The 16,956-nt window shown below is 71.7% G+C and carries 14 protein-coding genes and 1 pseudogene; 6 read left to right on the forward strand and 9 right to left on the reverse strand.

Annotated features, from left to right (window positions below):
• Positions 1-50 precede the first annotated feature (50 nt).
• The 3 genes and pseudogenes from ACZ7M3_RS01685 to ACZ7M3_RS01695 form a co-directional block, all read right to left on the reverse strand.
• Positions 51-2,081, reverse strand: a complete 2,031-nt coding sequence (locus ACZ7M3_RS01685) for a HEAT repeat domain-containing protein (protein WP_472059943.1) — start codon at positions 2,079-2,081, stop codon at positions 51-53.
• A 167-nt stretch (positions 2,082-2,248) separates the two neighbouring features.
• On the reverse strand, positions 2,249-2,824 hold the full coding sequence (locus tag ACZ7M3_RS01690; protein ID WP_351312328.1) for a TerD family protein: 576 nt from the start codon (positions 2,822-2,824) through the stop codon (positions 2,249-2,251).
• 122 nt (positions 2,825-2,946) lie between these two features.
• Positions 2,947-3,144: pseudogene (locus tag ACZ7M3_RS01695) on the reverse strand (response regulator transcription factor); the annotation flags it as partial.
• A gap of 71 nt (positions 3,145-3,215) precedes the next feature.
• On the opposite strand from ACZ7M3_RS01695, the gene ACZ7M3_RS01700 reads away from it, so the two are divergent.
• Together ACZ7M3_RS01700 and tatA are read left to right on the forward strand one after the other, a co-directional pair.
• Positions 3,216-3,821, forward strand: a complete 606-nt coding sequence (locus tag ACZ7M3_RS01700) for an ABC transporter permease (RefSeq protein WP_472059944.1) — start codon at positions 3,216-3,218, stop codon at positions 3,819-3,821.
• Between the two features lie 175 nt (positions 3,822-3,996).
• Positions 3,997-4,275, forward strand: coding sequence for a Sec-independent protein translocase subunit TatA (tatA, locus tag ACZ7M3_RS01705; RefSeq protein ID WP_355303309.1), 279 nt, complete (start codon positions 3,997-3,999; stop codon positions 4,273-4,275).
• 69 nt (positions 4,276-4,344) lie between these two features.
• Here tatA and ACZ7M3_RS01710 read toward each other — a convergent pair whose 3' ends face one another.
• From ACZ7M3_RS01710 to ACZ7M3_RS01720, 3 genes are all read right to left on the reverse strand, one after another.
• Entirely contained in the window at positions 4,345-5,415 is a 1,071-nt protein-coding gene (locus tag ACZ7M3_RS01710; protein ID WP_472059945.1) for a sporulation protein, read from the reverse strand.
• Positions 5,416-5,543: 128 nt separating this feature from the next.
• Entirely contained in the window at positions 5,544-6,902 is a 1,359-nt protein-coding gene (locus ACZ7M3_RS01715) for a histidine-type phosphatase (RefSeq protein ID WP_472059946.1), read from the reverse strand.
• A 138-nt stretch (positions 6,903-7,040) separates the two neighbouring features.
• Positions 7,041-8,924: a phosphatidylglycerol lysyltransferase domain-containing protein gene (locus ACZ7M3_RS01720; RefSeq protein ID WP_472059947.1), complete on the reverse strand. Its 1,884-nt coding sequence runs from the start codon at positions 8,922-8,924 to the stop codon at positions 7,041-7,043.
• 569 nt (positions 8,925-9,493) lie between these two features.
• Here ACZ7M3_RS01720 and efeU point away from each other — a divergent pair.
• Together efeU and efeB are read left to right on the forward strand one after the other, a co-directional pair.
• Complete coding sequence (efeU, locus tag ACZ7M3_RS01725) at positions 9,494-11,932, forward strand: iron uptake transporter permease EfeU (protein ID WP_472060990.1); 2,439 nt, start codon at positions 9,494-9,496, stop codon at positions 11,930-11,932.
• 161 nt (positions 11,933-12,093) lie between these two features.
• Positions 12,094-13,377, forward strand: a complete 1,284-nt coding sequence (gene efeB / locus ACZ7M3_RS01730; RefSeq protein WP_472059948.1) for an iron uptake transporter deferrochelatase/peroxidase subunit — start codon at positions 12,094-12,096, stop codon at positions 13,375-13,377.
• On the opposite strand, the gene ACZ7M3_RS01735 is transcribed toward efeB, so the two are convergent.
• The 3 genes from ACZ7M3_RS01735 to ACZ7M3_RS01745 all read right to left on the reverse strand — a co-directional run bounded on the left by ACZ7M3_RS01735 (position 13,308) and on the right by ACZ7M3_RS01745 (position 14,736).
• Entirely contained in the window at positions 13,308-14,015 is a 708-nt protein-coding gene (locus ACZ7M3_RS01735; RefSeq protein ID WP_472059949.1) for a hypothetical protein, read from the reverse strand. The genes efeB and ACZ7M3_RS01735 overlap by 70 nt on opposite strands.
• A gap of 155 nt (positions 14,016-14,170) precedes the next feature.
• On the reverse strand, positions 14,171-14,356 hold the full coding sequence (locus ACZ7M3_RS01740; protein ID WP_472059950.1) for a hypothetical protein: 186 nt from the start codon (positions 14,354-14,356) through the stop codon (positions 14,171-14,173).
• Positions 14,353-14,736, reverse strand: a complete 384-nt coding sequence (locus ACZ7M3_RS01745) for a class I SAM-dependent methyltransferase (RefSeq protein ID WP_472059951.1) — start codon at positions 14,734-14,736, stop codon at positions 14,353-14,355. Before ACZ7M3_RS01745 ends, ACZ7M3_RS01740 begins: the two co-directional genes overlap by 4 nt.
• A gap of 132 nt (positions 14,737-14,868) precedes the next feature.
• Between ACZ7M3_RS01745 and ACZ7M3_RS01750 the strand changes: the two genes are divergently transcribed.
• Both ACZ7M3_RS01750 and ACZ7M3_RS01755 read left to right on the forward strand, forming a co-directional pair.
• Positions 14,869-16,134: a sensor histidine kinase gene (locus ACZ7M3_RS01750; protein WP_472059952.1), complete on the forward strand. Its 1,266-nt coding sequence runs from the start codon at positions 14,869-14,871 to the stop codon at positions 16,132-16,134.
• A complete protein-coding gene (locus ACZ7M3_RS01755) occupies positions 16,131-16,835 on the forward strand; it encodes a response regulator (protein ID WP_472059953.1) in 705 nt (234 codons plus the stop codon). Before ACZ7M3_RS01750 ends, ACZ7M3_RS01755 begins: the two co-directional genes overlap by 4 nt.
• The last annotated feature ends 121 nt before the right edge of the window (positions 16,836-16,956 follow it).

Raw genomic sequence — 16,956 nt, forward strand, 5'->3', positions numbered from 1 at the left:
TCTGACAATGCCTCGACGGGTTGTGCTCAAGTGGCTCTGAGCTGCGGTTTCTACGTGGCGTCCAGGGCGGTGCGGCAGGCACGCAGCAGCTGTTCGTCCTCGCCGATGTTGTCGCTCCCGTAGGTGCCGGCCTGCGCCTGGTGCCGCCGTCGCGTGGCGAGTTCCGTACGGAGCAGATCGTGGGCGGGCGCGCCCGCCGGCCCCATCCGGGTCAGACAGTCGGCGAGGAGGATGCGGGTGTGCGCGTTCTGCTCCCAGGCGGAGCGGAGCGCCGGGAGGACCGGTTCCGGATCCCCGGCGATGTCCCACAGGGCGCCCGCGGCGCTCGCACGCAGCCACACCTTCCCGGAGTCGGCCATGCCGCGCAGTGCCGGCAGGGCGGGTCGGGCCGCGGGCCCCAGTCGGCCCAGGGCCTCGGCCGCGTTGCGTGCGTGGAGCTGCCCCGCCGCCAATTCCCTTCGCAACGTCGGCAGCACGGCCTCGGCGTCGCCTTCCAGCGACCAGAGCGCACCGGCCGCCGCCACCGCGCACCCCCCGTCCAGCAGTTCACGCAGGGCCGGTATCGCCTCCCGCGCGTCCGGGCCGCACCTGCCGAGCGCGTCGGCGATCGCCCGCACGAGCGATTCCCGGCTCCGCAGCCCCTCCGGCGTCCCGTGCAGCAGCCGCAGCATTTCCGGTACCGCCGGCGCGTGTCCCAGCCTGCCGAGCGCGAACAGCAGCGGCACCGCACGGTCGTAGGTGTCGAGTGCGTCGAGGGGGAGCTCGCCGAGCCGCTCGCGCAGCAGCGGAGCGAGCGGTGCCGCCGCCGCCGGGCCCAAGTGCTGTACTTCGTAACCGGTTTCGGGGGGCACGACCGGCCCGTCCAGCACCTCGGCGAGCGCCGCCACCGCGCGCGGATCGCCGGCTCTGGCCAGCGCCTTGAGCGGGGCGCCGAGGGCCGGTGTCCCGTGCTCCCACTGGCGTATTCGGTGCTCGGAGCCGACCGCCACCAGGGCGGCCAGGTGGTCGGCGGCCGGCGCGGCCAGATCGAAGAGTGTCTCCAGGACGGAGGCCGCCGCATCGCGCAGCCGCTGCTCCTCGGTGACGACCTGTTCGCCGATCAACGCGACCAGCTCTTCGTACGAGCCCCGCCATTCGCGCAGCAGCCCCGCAGCCATCCACACGCCGTTGCACCGGTCGGCCGACTCGTCGCTGCTCAACTGCCCCTTGAGCAGGGCGATCCGGTCGGCGGTCCGGTCGCCGAGCGCGGTGTGCAGCGTCCGCAGGAGATGACCCCCCTCCTCGTCGGCGGGGCGCAGGCGTCGCAGGTGGCCGATGAGGGTGTCGGTGTCGGGCCGCTCGGGCTGGTCCGGCACCCGGGGGCGTCGTGATCTGGCTCGGAGCAGCGCGGTGACGGTGGGAACGAGATCGGTTGGAAGGCGATCGGGTGCGCAGCCGGCGAGTTGGCCGAGGGCGGCGAGCCGCAGCCCGGGGTCGTGCGGAGCGGCACCGAGTTCGACCAGGTGCTCCACCGCGGGAGCGGCGGACGCGGGGTGCAGGCGCGCGAACAGCCCCAGGCCCTCGACCAGGGCCGGCCGGACCTGTTCCTCCTCTTCCTCCTCGAGTCGTCCCGTCAACAGCCCGAGGACGTGCTCCGGTTCGCCGAGGAACCGCACGAGTGCCGTCGGTGCCGCCCGGCGCACCTCCGGGTCGCGGTCCGCGAGCAGGCCGATGAAGGCCGCGGCGCCCGACCGTACCGCCGTGCGGGCCATGGCGTAGTTGCCCTCGCCGCCGTCCCCGTCTTCGAGCGGGCCGTCGTCGAAGGCGTCCCCACCGCCGATGCTGACGAGCAGTTCCACGACACTGCCCCGGTCGCGGAGTTCCGCCTGCCCGACCACTTCGAACAGGAACGGGATGCACGCGAGCGTCGAGTCGTAGACGTCGCCCTGGTGGTGCACGGCTCCGTACATCCCGTCGAGTGCTCTCTCACGCTCCTGCGGGCAGGCGGAGGCCAGTCCCCGGAGCAACTCCGGGACGTCCTCGGCGCTTCCATAGGCATGTCTCATCGAGGCCCAGCCGACCTCGTCCATCCCCGTGAACACGGCATCCTCCCCAGGCGTACGACAACTCATCGTGAGTGTGCACCAAGGCACTGACAGTCACGTGTGCCTTTTGGGGCGTGTTGCGGCGACAGGGCCGGGAGGGGCCCGCCGCCCGCGCCCAGGGGATGCGCATCGAGGCGGGGACGGCGGGGGACCGGTGGGACGCGTCAGACTCCGACGCCGAAGTCGGAGGCGATCCCGGACAGACCCGAGGCGTACCCCTGGCCGACCGCGCGGAACTTCCACTCCGCGCCGTTGCGGTACAACTCGCCGAAGATCATCGCGGTTTCGGACGCGGCGTCCTCCGACAGGTCGTAGCGCGCGAGCTCGGTGCCGCCGGCCTGGTTGACGACCCGGATGAACGCGTTGCGGACCTGGCCGAAGCTCTGTCCGCGCGCGTCGGCGTCGTGGATCGAGACCGGGAACACGATCTTGGCGACCTCGGCCGGTACGGCCGCCAGGTTCACCTTGATCGACTCGTCGTCGCCCTCACCCTCGCCGGTCAGGTTGTCGCCGGTGTGCTCGACCGAACCGTCCGGGCTCTTCAGGTTGTTGTAGAAGACGAAGTGCTGGTCCGAGAGGACCTTGCCCGACTCGTCGACCAGCAGCGCGGACGCGTCGAGGTCGTAGTCGGTGCCCGTCGTGGTCCGCACGTCCCAGCCCAGACCGACCAGGACCGCGGTCAGGCCCGGCGCCTCCTTGCTGAGCGAGACATTGCCGCCTTTGGACAGGGAAACTCCCACGCTGCTCTCCTCCGTGCTGCCGTCGGCCGGGCGAGTGGATGCCCGGCGCTGGATGGATCGACACCAAAAAACTACATCACTGTAGAAATAAAGCGGCAGTTGTCGGCCGGAACTCGTCGGTCCTACGTGCCTCTCGCCACGGTGCCGGGCGTGACCAGGCCCGTTTCGTACGCCGTGACGACCGCCTGGACGCGGTCGCGGAGGCCGAGTTTGGCGAGGATGCGGGCGACATGGGTCTTGACCGTCGCCTCGGCCAGGTGGAGGTGTGCGGCGAGTTCGGTGTTGCTCAGGCCCTGGGCGAGCAGACGCAGGACTTCGACCCCTGAACGACCACGGCACGGCCGTAACGGTCCGGATCGTCGGAGAGGTCCTCGACACCCACCACCAGGGCATGGAGGTCTTCACCGACCGCGCGACCCTCGCCGCCGCCGAACCGGACCTCCAGGTCGAGAGTCACCACATCGCGGTGAAGGCCGGCACGGATGTGGCGGCCTACACCGACCGGTCGAACGCCGTACTGCGGCCGCTGGGCGTCACCGCCGAGAACGGCCGGGTCGGCAACGACAGTGGCACGGTCGCCGTGCTGAACTCCCTGACCGCGGTGCTCACCCTGATGCTCGTCGCGGTCGCCGGACTCGGCGTGCTCGACGGAGTCGTCCTCGACACCCGGGAACGGGTCCGCGACCTGGGCATCCACAAGGCCCTCGGAATGACGCCGCGGCAGACCGTCGCCATGGTCGTCACCTCGGTCGTCATGACCGGACTCGTCGGCGGCGCCGTCGGAGTGCCGCTCGGCGTCGCCCTGCACGGCTGGATCATGCCGGCCATGGGACACAGCGCCGGGCTGAACCTGCCCGAGTCCGTCATCGCCGTCTACCGCACGCCCGAACTGGTCCTGCTCGCCCTCGGCGGACTGCTGATCGCCGTCCTGGGCGCGCTGCTGCCCGCGGGCTGGGCCGCCCGGACCCGCAGTGCCGTCGCCCTGCGCACGGAATAGCGGTGGAACAGGAGCGGAACGGGAGCGGAAGGGGGACGGAAAGGGGACGGAAGGGGGAGCCGGGAGCCGTGCGATCCGAGCCCATGGTTGTACTGTTGCGCAAAGCGGCAATCTTCAAGTGGGTGGCGGCCAGTGGGGCGTGCCCTCGACCGAGGCGAAGAAAGGCGAGCGCGCGATGCTCCGCAACGGACTGGAACCCTGGCACCTGCTGATCGTGGCGATCGTGCTCATCGTGCTGTTCGGCTCGAAGAAGCTGCCGGACACCGCCCGCGCGCTGGGCAAGTCGATGCGCATCCTCAAGAGCGAGACCAAGGCGATGAAGGACGAGAGCCCCGCGTCCGCCGCCACCGCCGAACAGGGCACGGCTCCGGTGACCCCCACGGCGGTCATCAGGAACTCCGCCGAGCAGGCCGCCCCGCGCGGGGCGACCGAGGCCCCGAGCGCCGCGCACTGAGCCCATGTGGTCCGTGTCCGGGGACGGCGCACACCGCCCCCGGACACGGACACGGACACGTCTGAGAACTCAGTCCTCTTCGCCGCCTTCGTCGTCGTCGCCCTCGAAGAAGTCGCCCACCTCGTCGACGACTTCGGCCGCGACCAGCCCGCCGACCACCCCCACCGCGAGTCCCGCCGCGCCGGCCGCGACCGCGGTACCGAGGCCGGGCCCGGAGCGGTGACCCTCATGACCTGACCCATGACCGGACTCATAGCCGGATCCGTAGCCGGACTCATGGCCGGACCCATGGGCCGAGTGATGCCCGTACCCGCTTCCGGCGGCGTACGGATCGGCGTGGCCGTACGTGGCGTGGGAGCCGTACGACGCCCGGTGCTCCACCAACTGCCTGATCCAGCCGTCGACCTCGCTGTTCCAGTCGCGGGCCCCGACATCGTGATGGCCCACCGTGAAGCGGGTGAGGGTGTCCCGCCCGGACTCGAAGAGCCCGCCGCGCTTGTCGGCCTCCAGGACGATCTCCATGCCGGCCGGGGTGGCGAGGAAGGTCAGCTCGATCTCGTTCACCACGTGCGCGTACTGCGGCGCCGGCGCCAGCTCGATCTCCTGGTAGAAGGGCAGCTGCTGCCCCGTACCCCCGATGTGGCCGTGTTCGAGGTCGGCGGACTTGAAGCCGAAGCCCAGCTGCCCCAGCGCCTCCAGGACCGCTTCCTGGACCGGCAGCGGACGCACCGCGAGCGGATCCAGGTCGCCCTTGTCCTTCGCACCGGCCACCGCGAGCTCGGTGCGCACACCGAGGACGATGCCCAGCGGCTGCCCGTACAGCTCGCTGACCGGTGTCTCCCACGGCAGGGACACGCTGAACGGAACGCTGTGCCGCGCCTGCTCGGCGAGGCGGAATCCGCCGCCGACCGTGAACCGCTCGAAGACGACGGCGCCCTCGCTCTCCCCGTCCTCGTGCTCGGCCTCCACCCGGGCGATCAGTTCGAGCCCGATGTGCTCGATCTCCACGTCCGCGCTGCCACCTTGGAGATGGACCTGCCCGGACAGGATCCCGCCGGGCGTCACCGCGCCGCCGTCGAGAACCGTGTCCACCGAGGGGCCGCCCGCGCCCATCGCCCCGAGCAGCCGTTTGAACACCATGTCGGTGTGGCTCCTTCACTGATCGCACTCATCGTTCCGAACCGGCTCGGAGGGTGCCCCGAGCCGGTGTGATCAGAACTGACGGCATCGGTAAAGAAGTTCCCAAGTCACCTGGACGGAGGCATCTTTCACGACTTGGTGCGCCCGAAGCAGCGCTCCAGCTCTTCCAGGTCGTAGAACGCGCTGCCCTTGGCCACGGGCGCGCAGCCCGCCTTGAACGCGGTCTCCTTCTCGTTGTAGAACATCCGCACCAGATAGGTGTCGCCCTTGCGGAACACGTCCCACTGGATGTTCGCGGCCATCGGGGCCACCGAGCCGCCCCGCCAGGGGTTGTCCGCATAGGTGTACGGCCGAGTCGTCGTCACCGGCTTCGTGCTGCCCGGCAGCCGCATGAGAGCGGCGAGCGGGATGATCTCCTCGGCGTGGGTGAAACGCAGCTCCGCGCCGAGGTCGCTGGTGCCGTCACGCTTGGCCTCGGCCTTCTTGAAGAAGTCGTCGAGCAGGACGTCCGCCATCTTGTACGTGATGTCGCTGTCCGCGAAGCCCGGTCCCTTCTCGTAGAAGTCCTCGGCGTCGCTGAGATAGGCGAACCAGGCGGCGTCGCGCGGGGCGAGGTAGCGCTCCAGGTGCCAGCTGCCCTCGTCGGTCATGGCCGGGGCGATGCTGTAGAGGTTGTAGACCGCCTGGGCCGCGTCCACCTCGCTGCCGATGGAGGCGAATTCCCCGGCGGAGATCCGCCGCACGAAGGCCGGGGTGAAGATCCTCTTCAGGATGTCGCGGGCCGCGCGGTGGGTGGCCGGCTGCTCGGTGACGCTCTTGAGGGTGGTGGCCAGCCGCTGGTCGTTGGCGATGTAGTCGCGGTAGGCGGCACCGCCCGCGGACTTGTGGAAGTAGAGCAGGTCGGGGTCGGTGCGCGCCGGGCCGATGAGGGGGGTGAGTGCCGGGTCGGCGTCGGCGAGGGCCGAGGCGAAGAGGGCGCCGCTGTCGACGGCGCGGCCCTGGCCCGAGCTGACCACGTCGATCGGCTCGGAGTCCTTGGCGATCCGCGCGAACAGTCCGGGCAGCCGCTGCGCCATGCGGGCCGCCGTGCCCTGGATCTCCCGCTTGCCCCGGCCGCTGAGGTTGCCGTATCCGACCTTCTCCATCGCCGTCAGCAGCGAGCGCACCTGCGGGCCGAACTCCGCACCGGCACGGGTGAGTCCGCCCTCGTTCTCGGCCTTGTCCCACAGCTGGAGGATCAACTCTCCGTCCTCGCCGCTCGTCGCCGCGCGTGCACCGTGCCGGGACACGTTCTCGGTGAACACCGGGACGAACCCCTTCGGTGCCCGCTGGTACGTACGGGCGTTCTGCTGCGGCGCGTACGGCGTCTTCGTTCCGTAACTGCCCGACGCGCCGCCCGCCGCCTGCGCCGGGAGCGGGGACATGAGGAGGACGGAGAGCGCGGAGAGGGTGAGGGCCAGGGCGGGCGCGGCCGCGATGCGTTTCATGAGGGCGTCGATTCGTCCGGGGGCGGGCTCGGTGATCGGCCGCATCGTTTCCGGACGACGTGAACGTCGGGTGACTGTGACATGGCGGGCGCCGGGTGCGTGTGCCCCGGCGCCCGCGCCTCGAACAAGCCCGAAGAGTTACCTGGCTGACGAGGTGTTGGCCGAGGAACTGCTCTGCTGCCGGGGGAACTGCCCACTCCCGTTCGGGGGTTGTGACCGTCCTCCCGGCCTCCGCAGGAGTGGGCGGCGGCCGAGCGCGGGCAGTGCGGGCGGGGTGAGGAAGCCCTCCGCGCGGGCGGCGGCGATCCCGATGCGGGGGAGGTCGCTGCTCTTCTCGAACAGGAGGTACCGGGGCTCCCAGACGGGCCGGTACTTGGCGTTGGCCCGGTAGAGGGACTCGAGTTGCCACCAGCGGGAGAGGAACGTCAGCACCGCGCACCACAGACGCAGCACGGGTCCGGCGCCCAGCCGGGAGCCGCGCTCGAAGACGGAACGGAACATGGCGAAGTTCAGGGAGACCCGCTGCACCCCGATCTCCTCGGCGCGCAGCAGGAGTTCGATGACCATGAACTCCATGAGGCCGTTCTCGGAGTCACGGTCCCGGCGCATCAGGTCGAGCGACAGCCCCTTCTCGCCCCACGGTACGAAGCTCAGCACGGCCCGCGGTTCGTCCTGGCTGTCGCGGCACTCCAGCATCACGCACCGGCCGTCGCCCGGGTCGCCGAGCCGGCCGAGCGCCATGGAGAAACCGCGCTCGGTCTCGCCATCCCGCCAGTGGTCCGCTTTGTCGATGAGGGTGGCCATGTCGGCCTCGGGGATGTCCTCGTGGCGGCGGATGCCGACGGTGTACCCGGCCCGGCGGATGCGGTTGTGCGCCTGGCGCACTCCGCGCATCGCGCGCCCTTCGAGGGTGAAGTCGGCGCGGTCCACGATGGCTTCGTCGCCGAGTTCGAGGGCGTCGAGGCCGTGCCGGGCGTAGATCGTGCCGGCCTCCTCGCCTGCGCCCATCACGGCCGGCGTCCAGGCGTGCCGCCGCGCCTCGTGCAGCCATGCCTCGATCGCACCGGGCCAGGCCTCAGGGTCACCGATCGGGTCGCCGGAGGCCAGGGTCACTCCGCCGACCACCCGGTAGGCGATCGCCGCCTTGCCGCTCGGGGACCACATGACGGCCTTGTCGCGGCGCAGCGCGAAGTAGCCCAGCGAGTCCCGCTCACCGTGCTTGGCGAGCAGGCCGCGCAGACGTCGCTCGTCGTCCTCGCCGAGGAGCTCCCGCCCGCGCGGCGCGCGGAAGCAGGCGTAGAGCACGAGCAGGAAGGACGCCGCGATCAGGATGTTGACGATCACGTCCACCCAGCGGGGCGCGACCACCGAGTCGAGGCGGTCGGCGAGCGGGCCGACGCTGACCCCGCGCAACAGCGTGTACGCGATCCGGTCGCTCAGCGGCGCCCCGGACACCTTGTTGGTGGCGCTCACCAGCAGCGTTCCGAAGGTGCCGCTGACCAGGAAGCCACCGGCGCCGACGGCCATCGCCAGCCGGGGGTTGGAGCGGTCCCCGACGGCCTGGAACTCCCTGCGCCCCACCAGCAGCGCGACGACGAAGAGCCCGGTGAACGCGGTCGAGAACCAGTTGAAGCCGTGCCGTCGGTACTGCTCCTGCGTGAGGGCCAGGACGTACAGCCCGAAGAGCGGTCCCGCCAGCAGCATGTTGAAGATCCACGCGGCCCGTTTGCGGCGTCGCATCACCAGGGCCAGGAACAGCGCCAGCGCGGCCGAGACCAGCCCGGCGGTGGCCAGGTACGGGGTGAAGAACTGACCTCCGTTGTGCTCGTGCACCTCTTCCCGGAACGGCAGCGACGTGACCGCCACCAGGTTGAGCAGCGCGAGCAGTCGCAGATACCAGACCGTGGCCGCCGCCGCCCGTGGTCGCAGCCGGTCGCCGATGGCCGGCCGTCCGGTCGGGTCCGTCCGGCGCGACTTCGAGTTCCTCTGTTCCGGGACGAGTACTGGCTGTTGTGCAGACACCGTGGAGCATCACCTTGGGGAGAGGGCGGTGGGGGGGGGAGTCGCGGGAGCGGGGGCGGCTGACTCTGTGCGTTCCCTGAGAGGGGCAGAGTGGGGAAACCCTACATGCTGTAAGGAAAGGGTGAGTTGTGGTCACGGTGAGGATTGCCGCCGAGGGTCTTAACGAGTGGTGGTCAGCGGTGTTGCGGGGCCAGACTGCCTGGTCCCGGCGGTGCCTAGGGGTAAGCGGCTGGTAAGAATCGAAGCGCGGGCGGAATCTCCCTGGTGGGGGGTGCACCCGCGCCGCCGGGCTGTCGCCGTGCGCCGCGCGCATCGACGCGGACGCCGGGGCTCTCGTCCACGACTCTCGTGTTGCCGCAGCTCAGGGGCGTCATGCCCGCCTTGCGTGGCCCCCACGCCGACTGGTCGGCCGATCTGCCCTCGTTACGGCCGACGCGGGCCCGGCATGCGATCGGCGTCCGCTGTGTCGCGATTTGCGCGCTCTCTTGACCCTTGGTTAGGCATGCCTACACTAAGCCCCGCTCTTGGCCGTCCGGCCTGGTATCTGCTGCATCGGAGAGAGGCCCGAGGTGTGGGACGACGCGTTTCCCAGCTTTCTGATCGGTCTGCGTGAGGGGCTGGAAGCGGGACTGATTGTCTCGGTTCTGGTGGCCACGCTCGTACGGTCCGACCAGCGCGCCCGACTTCCGCATGTATGGACGGGAGTTGCCGCCGCCATCGGCTTGTCGATGAGCTTCGGTGCGGTCCTCACCTTCACGGCGGCGAACCTGCCCGGGAAGTCGCAGGAGGCGTTCGGGGGCACGCTCAGTCTGGTCGCGGTCGTGTTCGTCACCGCCATGGTGTTCTGGATGCGGCGCTCGGCCCGTACGTTCTCCGGCGAGATCAAGCAGAAGGTCACCGCCGCGCTGGGCATGGGCGCGGGCGTACTGATCGCCACGTCGTTCCTCGCCGTCGGCCGCGAGGGCCTGGAGACCGCGCTGTTCCTGTGGACCACCGCGCAGGCCGCGGGGAGTTCGTCGGGTCCACTGGCCGGAGCGGCGGTCGGGCTGCTGATCGCCGCGGCGCTGTGCTGGGGCCTGTACCGGCGCGTCCTGCACATCAACCTCACGCGGTTCTTCAGCATCACCGGCGCCGTGCTCATAGTCATCGCCGCGGGCGTCCTCGGCTACGGCATGCGCGACCTCCAGGAAGCCACGGTGATCCCGGGCGGCACGTCGTACGCCTTCGATCTGTCGGCGCATCTCGACCCGGCCTCCTGGTACGTCACCGTCGTCCAGGGCACGCTCAACCTCACCCCGCAGATGACCTGGCTTCAGGTCGGTGTCCACGGCGCGTACCTGGCGATCGTGATGACGCTGTTCGTGCGCGGCGTCCGCGGGGCAGCCCCGGCGAAGCCGGTGCCTGTGGTGTCCGCCGCCGCGGTGGCCGCCGAGCCGACGGCAGGGGCGTCCGCACCCGCCGAGGGCACGAAGCCCGTAGTGCTCGCCGCGACGCCCGCCGCGACGCGGGCCGGGAGTGCCGCCGACCCCGACCGCGACCCCGGCGCCGGGAGCGCCGTCGCGCCGACCGCCGTCGAGGCCGGGCGGCCCGCCGCGCCCGCGCCGGCCGGCGGCGAGTCCGGGTCTGTTTCCGCCGACGCCGACAGGGCCGCCACGTCGGCCGCGATCGAGGCCGAGGCCGGCCCGTCCGCCACGTCCGCAGCCGAAGGCGAGCGCGCCTCCGATGGAGAGCCCGCCGCCGAAGGAGAGAAGTCCGCCGAGCGTGCTTCGTCCGGCCCCGAGAAGCCGTCCGCTCCCGCCGGCGGCGCCGAGCCCCCGGTGGCCACGCCGTCCACCCCCCGTCGCTTCCCCCGCTGGACGGTCCCCGCCGCTCTCGTCGCCGTGCCCGCGCTCATCGCGGGGATCACCATCGCCGCCGGCGGCGGGAAGCCCGCGTCCGGGACGCCCGTCGTCGAGGTGTCCGCGGCCGACTGCGGCAAGGGCTTCACCGCGCCCAAGCCGGGCCGGCAGACCTTCCAGGTGCGCAACACCGGTTCCCGTACCTCCGAGATCTATCTGATCGACCCGGTCAGCAACGCCGTCTACGGCGAGGTCGAGGGCATCGCCCCCGGCACCACCCGGGCCCTGATCGCCACCGTCGGGACGGGCTCCTACGCCTGGCGCTGTGTGCCCAACGGCGGGAAGGCCGTCACCTCGGCAGCCGTACGCGTCGGCGCGGGCGGCGGCTCCGTCCAGGCCGTGCTGCCGGTCTCCGAGAAGGACCTCGCCGCACCGCTGGCCGCCTACCGGACGTACGTCGACCAGGGTCTGGCCGACCTGCAGACGAAGACGCGCACCCTCCAGAGCGACCTCGACGCCGACAAGCTCGACCAGGCCCGCAAGGACTGGCTGCCCGCGCACACGCAGTACGCCTCGCTCGGCGCCGCCTACGGGACGTTCGCCGACTTCGACGCGAAGATCAACGGCCGTACGGCCGGACTCGCGGGCGGGGTCGACGACCCTGCCTTCACCGGCTTCCATCGCATCGAGTACGGCCTGTGGCACGGCCGGTCCGCCGCCACCCTCGCGCCGTACGCCAAGCAACTCGCCGCCGATGTCGACGCCTTGCGCAAGGACTTCCCGAAGCAGGACTTCGACCCGGCCGACCTCCCGCTGCGCACCCACGAGATCCTCGAGAACACCCTGCACCGCGAACTGAGCGGCAACGCCGACTACGGCAGCGGCACCGAGCTGGCCACCACCGGGGCCAACCTCGACGGTACCCGTGAACTGCTCACCCTGCTCCGCCCGTTGATCGACAAGCGCAACGCCAAGGTGATCCCGGCCGTCGACACGTGGATGCGGCGCACCGAGCAACTGGTGCTCGCCCAGCGGGCCGAGGACGGCACCTGGACGCCGCTGGACAAGCTGTCCGACACCGACCGACAGCGCCTCGACGGCTCGGTCGGCCAGTTGCTGGAAGAGCTCGCCCCGATCCCGGACCTCCTGGAGATCCGCAAGGCCGCGTGAGCAGCCCAACGCCTGCGTGAGCAACCCCAAGGCCGCGTGAGCAGCCCCGAGGTCGCCTCAGTAGCCCAGTGGCGCCGACCCCGAGACCGTCGGCCCACCCGCACCGAACCACCGCCCCCGCAGTACCGGGACCATGTGCCCACAGGAGAGGACCTCCCCCGATGACGACCCCGAGCCAGGACGACCAGGCCGCGCCGGGCGGCTGCCCCTTCGGCCGCCGTACGTTCACCAGGACCGCCCTCGGCGTCGGCGCGGCCGGAGCCGCCCTGGCGGGCGCCGGGCTCGTCGGGGCCCAGGTGGCCGCGGGTAGCACGCCCGCCGCGGCGGCCGACTCGGGCAGCGGCAAGGTGTCCTTCTACGGCGCCCACCAGGCCGGCATCACCACCCCCGCGCCCACGGCCGCCGTCTTCGTCTCCTTCGACGTCATCGCCGAGGACCGCACCCAACTGGTCGCCCTGCTGCGCACGATCACCGAACGGGCCCGCTTCCTGACCACCGGTGGCACGCCGGTCGACCTCGGCGTGGGGGCACCGCCCTCCGACAGCGGTCTGCTGGGGCCGGATCTGCCCGCGGACGACCTCACCGTCACCGTGGGCGTCGGCGCCTCGCTCTTCGACGACCGCTACGGCCTCACCGACCGCATACCGCGCCACCTCAAGCCGATGCGCACCTTCCCCAACGACAACCTCGACGCCGCCGAGTGCCACGGCGACCTGTCGTTGCAGCTGTGCGCCGCCAGCTCCGACACGGTGCTGCACGCCCTGCGCGACATCACCCGGCACACCCGCGGCGCGATGCAGATCAAGTGGCGCATCGACGGCTTCCAGAACCCGTCCCGTCCGACCGGCGCGCAGCGCAACTTCCTCGGGTTCAAGGACGGCATCGCCAACCCCGACACGACCTCGTCCCGCGAGATGGACAAGCTGGTCTGGGTCACCGCGGCCGACGGGGAACCGACCTGGGCGGTCGGCGGCAGCTACCAGGTCATCCGGATCATCCGCATGCTGGTCGAGTTCTGGGACCGGGTCTCGCTCACCGAGCAGGAGAAGATGATCGGCCGCCGCCGTGACACCGGCGCACCGCTGGACGGCGCCCAGGAGACCGACCTCCCGCGCTACACCAAGGACCCCAAGGGCGAGGCGATCCCGCTGGACGCCCACATCCGGCTCGCCAACCCCCGTACGGCGAAGACCGACACCACTCGGATCCTGCGCCGCGGCTACAACTACGACCGGGGCGTCGACAAGGCGGGCAACCTCGACATGGGCCTGGCCTTCTGCTCCTACCAGCAGGACGTCGTCCGCCAGTTCGAGGCGACTCAGACGCGTCTGATCGACGAACCGCTCGTCGACTACATCAGCCCCACCGGGGGCGGCTACTTCTTCGCGCTGCCCGGGGTGAAGGACAAGTCCGACTGGCTGGGCCGCTCACTCGTCGAGGGCTGAAGCGAAGGGTGAAGAGGGGGGTGGGCCGGGGCCGGCAGCGGGGGCAGGCACGAGGCCGTCCCGTCCAGCGTGCCGAGCAGAAACGGCATCACCCCCCGCTCCAGCAGGGCCAGTTGCCACTCCTCATGGGCACGTCTCACCTCGGGATCGCGGTCCTCCGAGGTGGGGCGGTCGCGCGTCGCCAGTGACCAGAGAAGGTCGCCCAGGGCCGCGCCCGCAGTCACCGCGGCCAGGATCACCACCACCATGATCAGCCCGTCGTTCAGATGCGGGCGTACGTCGAGGGCGTGCAGGTCGAACCCGCTCAGGACGTACACGCCCGCGGCGACGACACCGAGGCTCGGCACGAGCAACGCCGAGACGGACACGGAGCCATCTCCCACACGTACGGCGGCCTTTGCGGGTCCGCCATGTCGTTGCGAGTCCCGCACCCGGAGGTACCGGTCGTACTCGACCGCGGCGGTCCGGGAGAGCGAGGGGCGCGCCTGAAGGGCTTCGGCGCGCAGGCGCTCGCGCGTGTCCGCCGCGCCGTCGCGTTCCACGGCTGTCATGATCTCGGGGGAGTGGAGGGCCCGGTCCAGGATCCGCTCGAAGGTGCCGTCGCTCGGCGCCGCCGGACCGTCGTCACGTTCCTTCATTTGGGGGTCCCCCGAGACGTAAGAGGCTCACGATGAGGCAAACCCTACAGTATGTAGGGTTTGCGCTCGTCAACCGCTTCGGTGTCGGGTCTCCATCGGGTCGCGGGACCTTCGTGGGATCATCGGTACGGGATACGGCGCCCTGCGCCGAGTCGTCACGGCCTCCCGGTGGCCCGGTGCACGAAGGCGGGCGGGAGGTTCGGCCACACCACGGGCGAGCGTTCCAACCGGTCGAAGCGGCCGGCCAGTTCGGCGGTGAAGTCACGGGCGGGCGGAGTCCAGGCCGCGTGCAGATACGCGAAGGTGGTGAACCGGCCGCCGGGCGCGAGGACTTCGTTCACGGCGTCAGGGTGCGCCCGCGCCGCTCCCGCGACATGACCGTCCACGGCAGCCCGGAGACCACCGCGTCGACCGGTCCGCGCACCGCGGCGGCCAGCTCGGATGCCGAACCCCGCACCACGGTCAGCCGTTCGTCGCGCCGTGCGGCCGACAGCCGTGCCGCGAGCACCGGATTGAGCTCGACCGCGACGAGACGCGCGTCGGGCGCGAGCCGGGCGAGGATCGCGTCGGTGAACACCCCGGTTCCCGGGCCCAGTTCAACGACGAGCCGAGTTCGCTCCAGACCGATGCCCTCGGTCATCGCGTGGGCCAGCCGACGTGAACTGGCAGCCACGGCACCGGTCATGAGGGGCCGTCTGAGGAACTCGGTGGTGATCGACATGGCGGCCATGCTGGAAGCGCGCCGGGTGGCCGCACGTCGTATCCGCGGCCGGTGCGCGTACGACCGCGGGAGGACCCCGTGACGCCCCGCAGGACGATGCGGCGGAGCGGGCCCCGGTCATAGCGTGAGGCGGTGCAACGGCTGATCGAGACCCTGCTCCGCCGGCGGCGCGGCCACCCGTGGCTGACGGACGTCCTGTTGGTCGTGCTGGTGGCCGTGCCCCCGGTCATCCGCCCGGAGCCGGGCTGGCGGCCGGTCTGGATACAGGTGGGCGTGTACGTCGCCCTGGTGCTGCCGCTGCTGTGGCGCCGCCGTCGGCCGGTGCTCGTCGCGGCCCTGGTGACGGCGGCCTTCTGGGCGCAGTACCTCGGACACGTGTGGGGACAGGAACCGGGGCGCGGCGCCGTCGCCCTGGCCGCGGTCCTGGCCACCCTCACCGTGCGCGGTCTGCGCCGCGCCGCCGCGCTGACGGTGGTGTGTGCCGCCGCCTGCGTACTGCTGTGGATTCCCGCGTGGCAGCGGGAGTACGTGGGTCCGGGCGCCCGCGGTGCCTGGCTCACCCCGCTCGCGGTGGGGCTGCTGCTGGCCGGGGCCTGGGTGTTCGGCGAGTACGTCCGTGCCCGGCGCGCCTACCTCGCCGAGTTCGAGCGGCGGGCCGTACTCGTCGAGTCGGAGCGCCTCGCCCTGGCCCGGGTCGCCGTCGCCGAGGAACGGGCGCGCATCGCCCGCGAGATCCACGACGTCCTCGCGCACAGCGTGAGCGTGATGGTGGTCAACGCCGAGGGCGGCAGGCTGATGCGGCATGTCGACCCCGCCGTCGTCGACCGCACCCTCGGCGTCATCAGCGCGACCGGCCGCGAGGCGCTCGGTGAACTGCGCCGGTTGCTGGAGGTGCTGCGTACGCCCGACGCGGACGCCTCAGCCGATCCCGACCCCGACCCCGACTCCGACCCCGAGCACCTCTCGGCCGATCTGCGTCGGCTGATCGGACGCCTCGACACGAGCGGCACGCGCGCCCGGCTGGACCTGCGCGGCGAGCAGGGCGGCCTGCCGGCGGACCTCACCGTGCAGACGTACCGCATCGTGCAGGAGGCACTGACCAACATCGTCAAGCACGCGTCGGCGGACGCCACGATCCACGTACGGGTCGACACGGGTGCTCAGGGACCCGGGCGGCTGGTCCGCGTCCGGGTGGAGAACTCGGCCGGAGCCACAGGAGGCGCCGTCACCGAGCGCCCCGCCCCGCTGCCCTCGTCCGGTCGTGGCCTCACCGGCATGCGTGAACGCACCGCCCTGTACGGCGGGAGTATCGACGCGGGGCCCACACCCGACGGCGGCTACCAGGTCGCCGCCACCCTGCGCGTCGCCGGGCCCGAGCCCACCGGGTCGGCCCCATGACCGGGCCGACCCCGACCTCGACCCCGTCCCCGACGTCGTCCCCGTCCCGCGTACTGATCTGTGACGACCAGGAGCTGATCCGGATGGGGCTGCGCATGGTCGTCGACAGCCAGTCCGACCTCACCGTGGTGGGCGAGGCCGCCGACGGCGACGCGGCGATCGCGGGCGCCGCCGCCCTGGAGCCGGACCTCGTCCTGATGGACGTACGCATGCCCGGTCTGGACGGACTCGCCGCCACCGAGCACCTCTGCGCGCAGCCCCACGGGCCCCGGATCCTCGTCGTCACCACCTTCGACCTCGACGAGTACGCCTACGCGGCCCTGCGTGCCGGCGCGAACGGCTTCCTCGTCAAGGACGCCCCGGCCGAGGAGATCCTGGTGACCGTCCGGGCGGTGCTGCGGGGCGAGGTCATGGTGGCGCCCTCGCTCACCCGGCGCCTGGTCGAACGCTTCGTCCTGCACGGGCCCGCGTCCACGCCCGCCCAGCGCCGCCGCCTCGCCGCCCTCACCGAGCGGGAACGGGAAGTCCTCGCCCTGGTCGCCCGGGGACTGGCCAACGGTGAGATCGCGGCCCGCCTCTTCGTCGGCGAGACGACCGTCAAGACCCACCTCGGCCGCATCCTGACGAAGCTCGGCCTCCGGGACCGTATCCACGCGGTGATCTTCGCCTACGAGAGCGGGCTGGTACGGGTCGGGGACTGAGCGGTGGCGGGGGTGAGCGATGGCGGGGATCGAGCGGCGACGGGCATCCCGCCGTCCGGCGGGACTTCTCCGCCGTCTGGCGCTGCCGCGGGACCGCGGGCGCGCGGCACGATGACAGCCA

Source organism: Streptomyces sp. NPDC111656 (assembly GCF_055656965.1).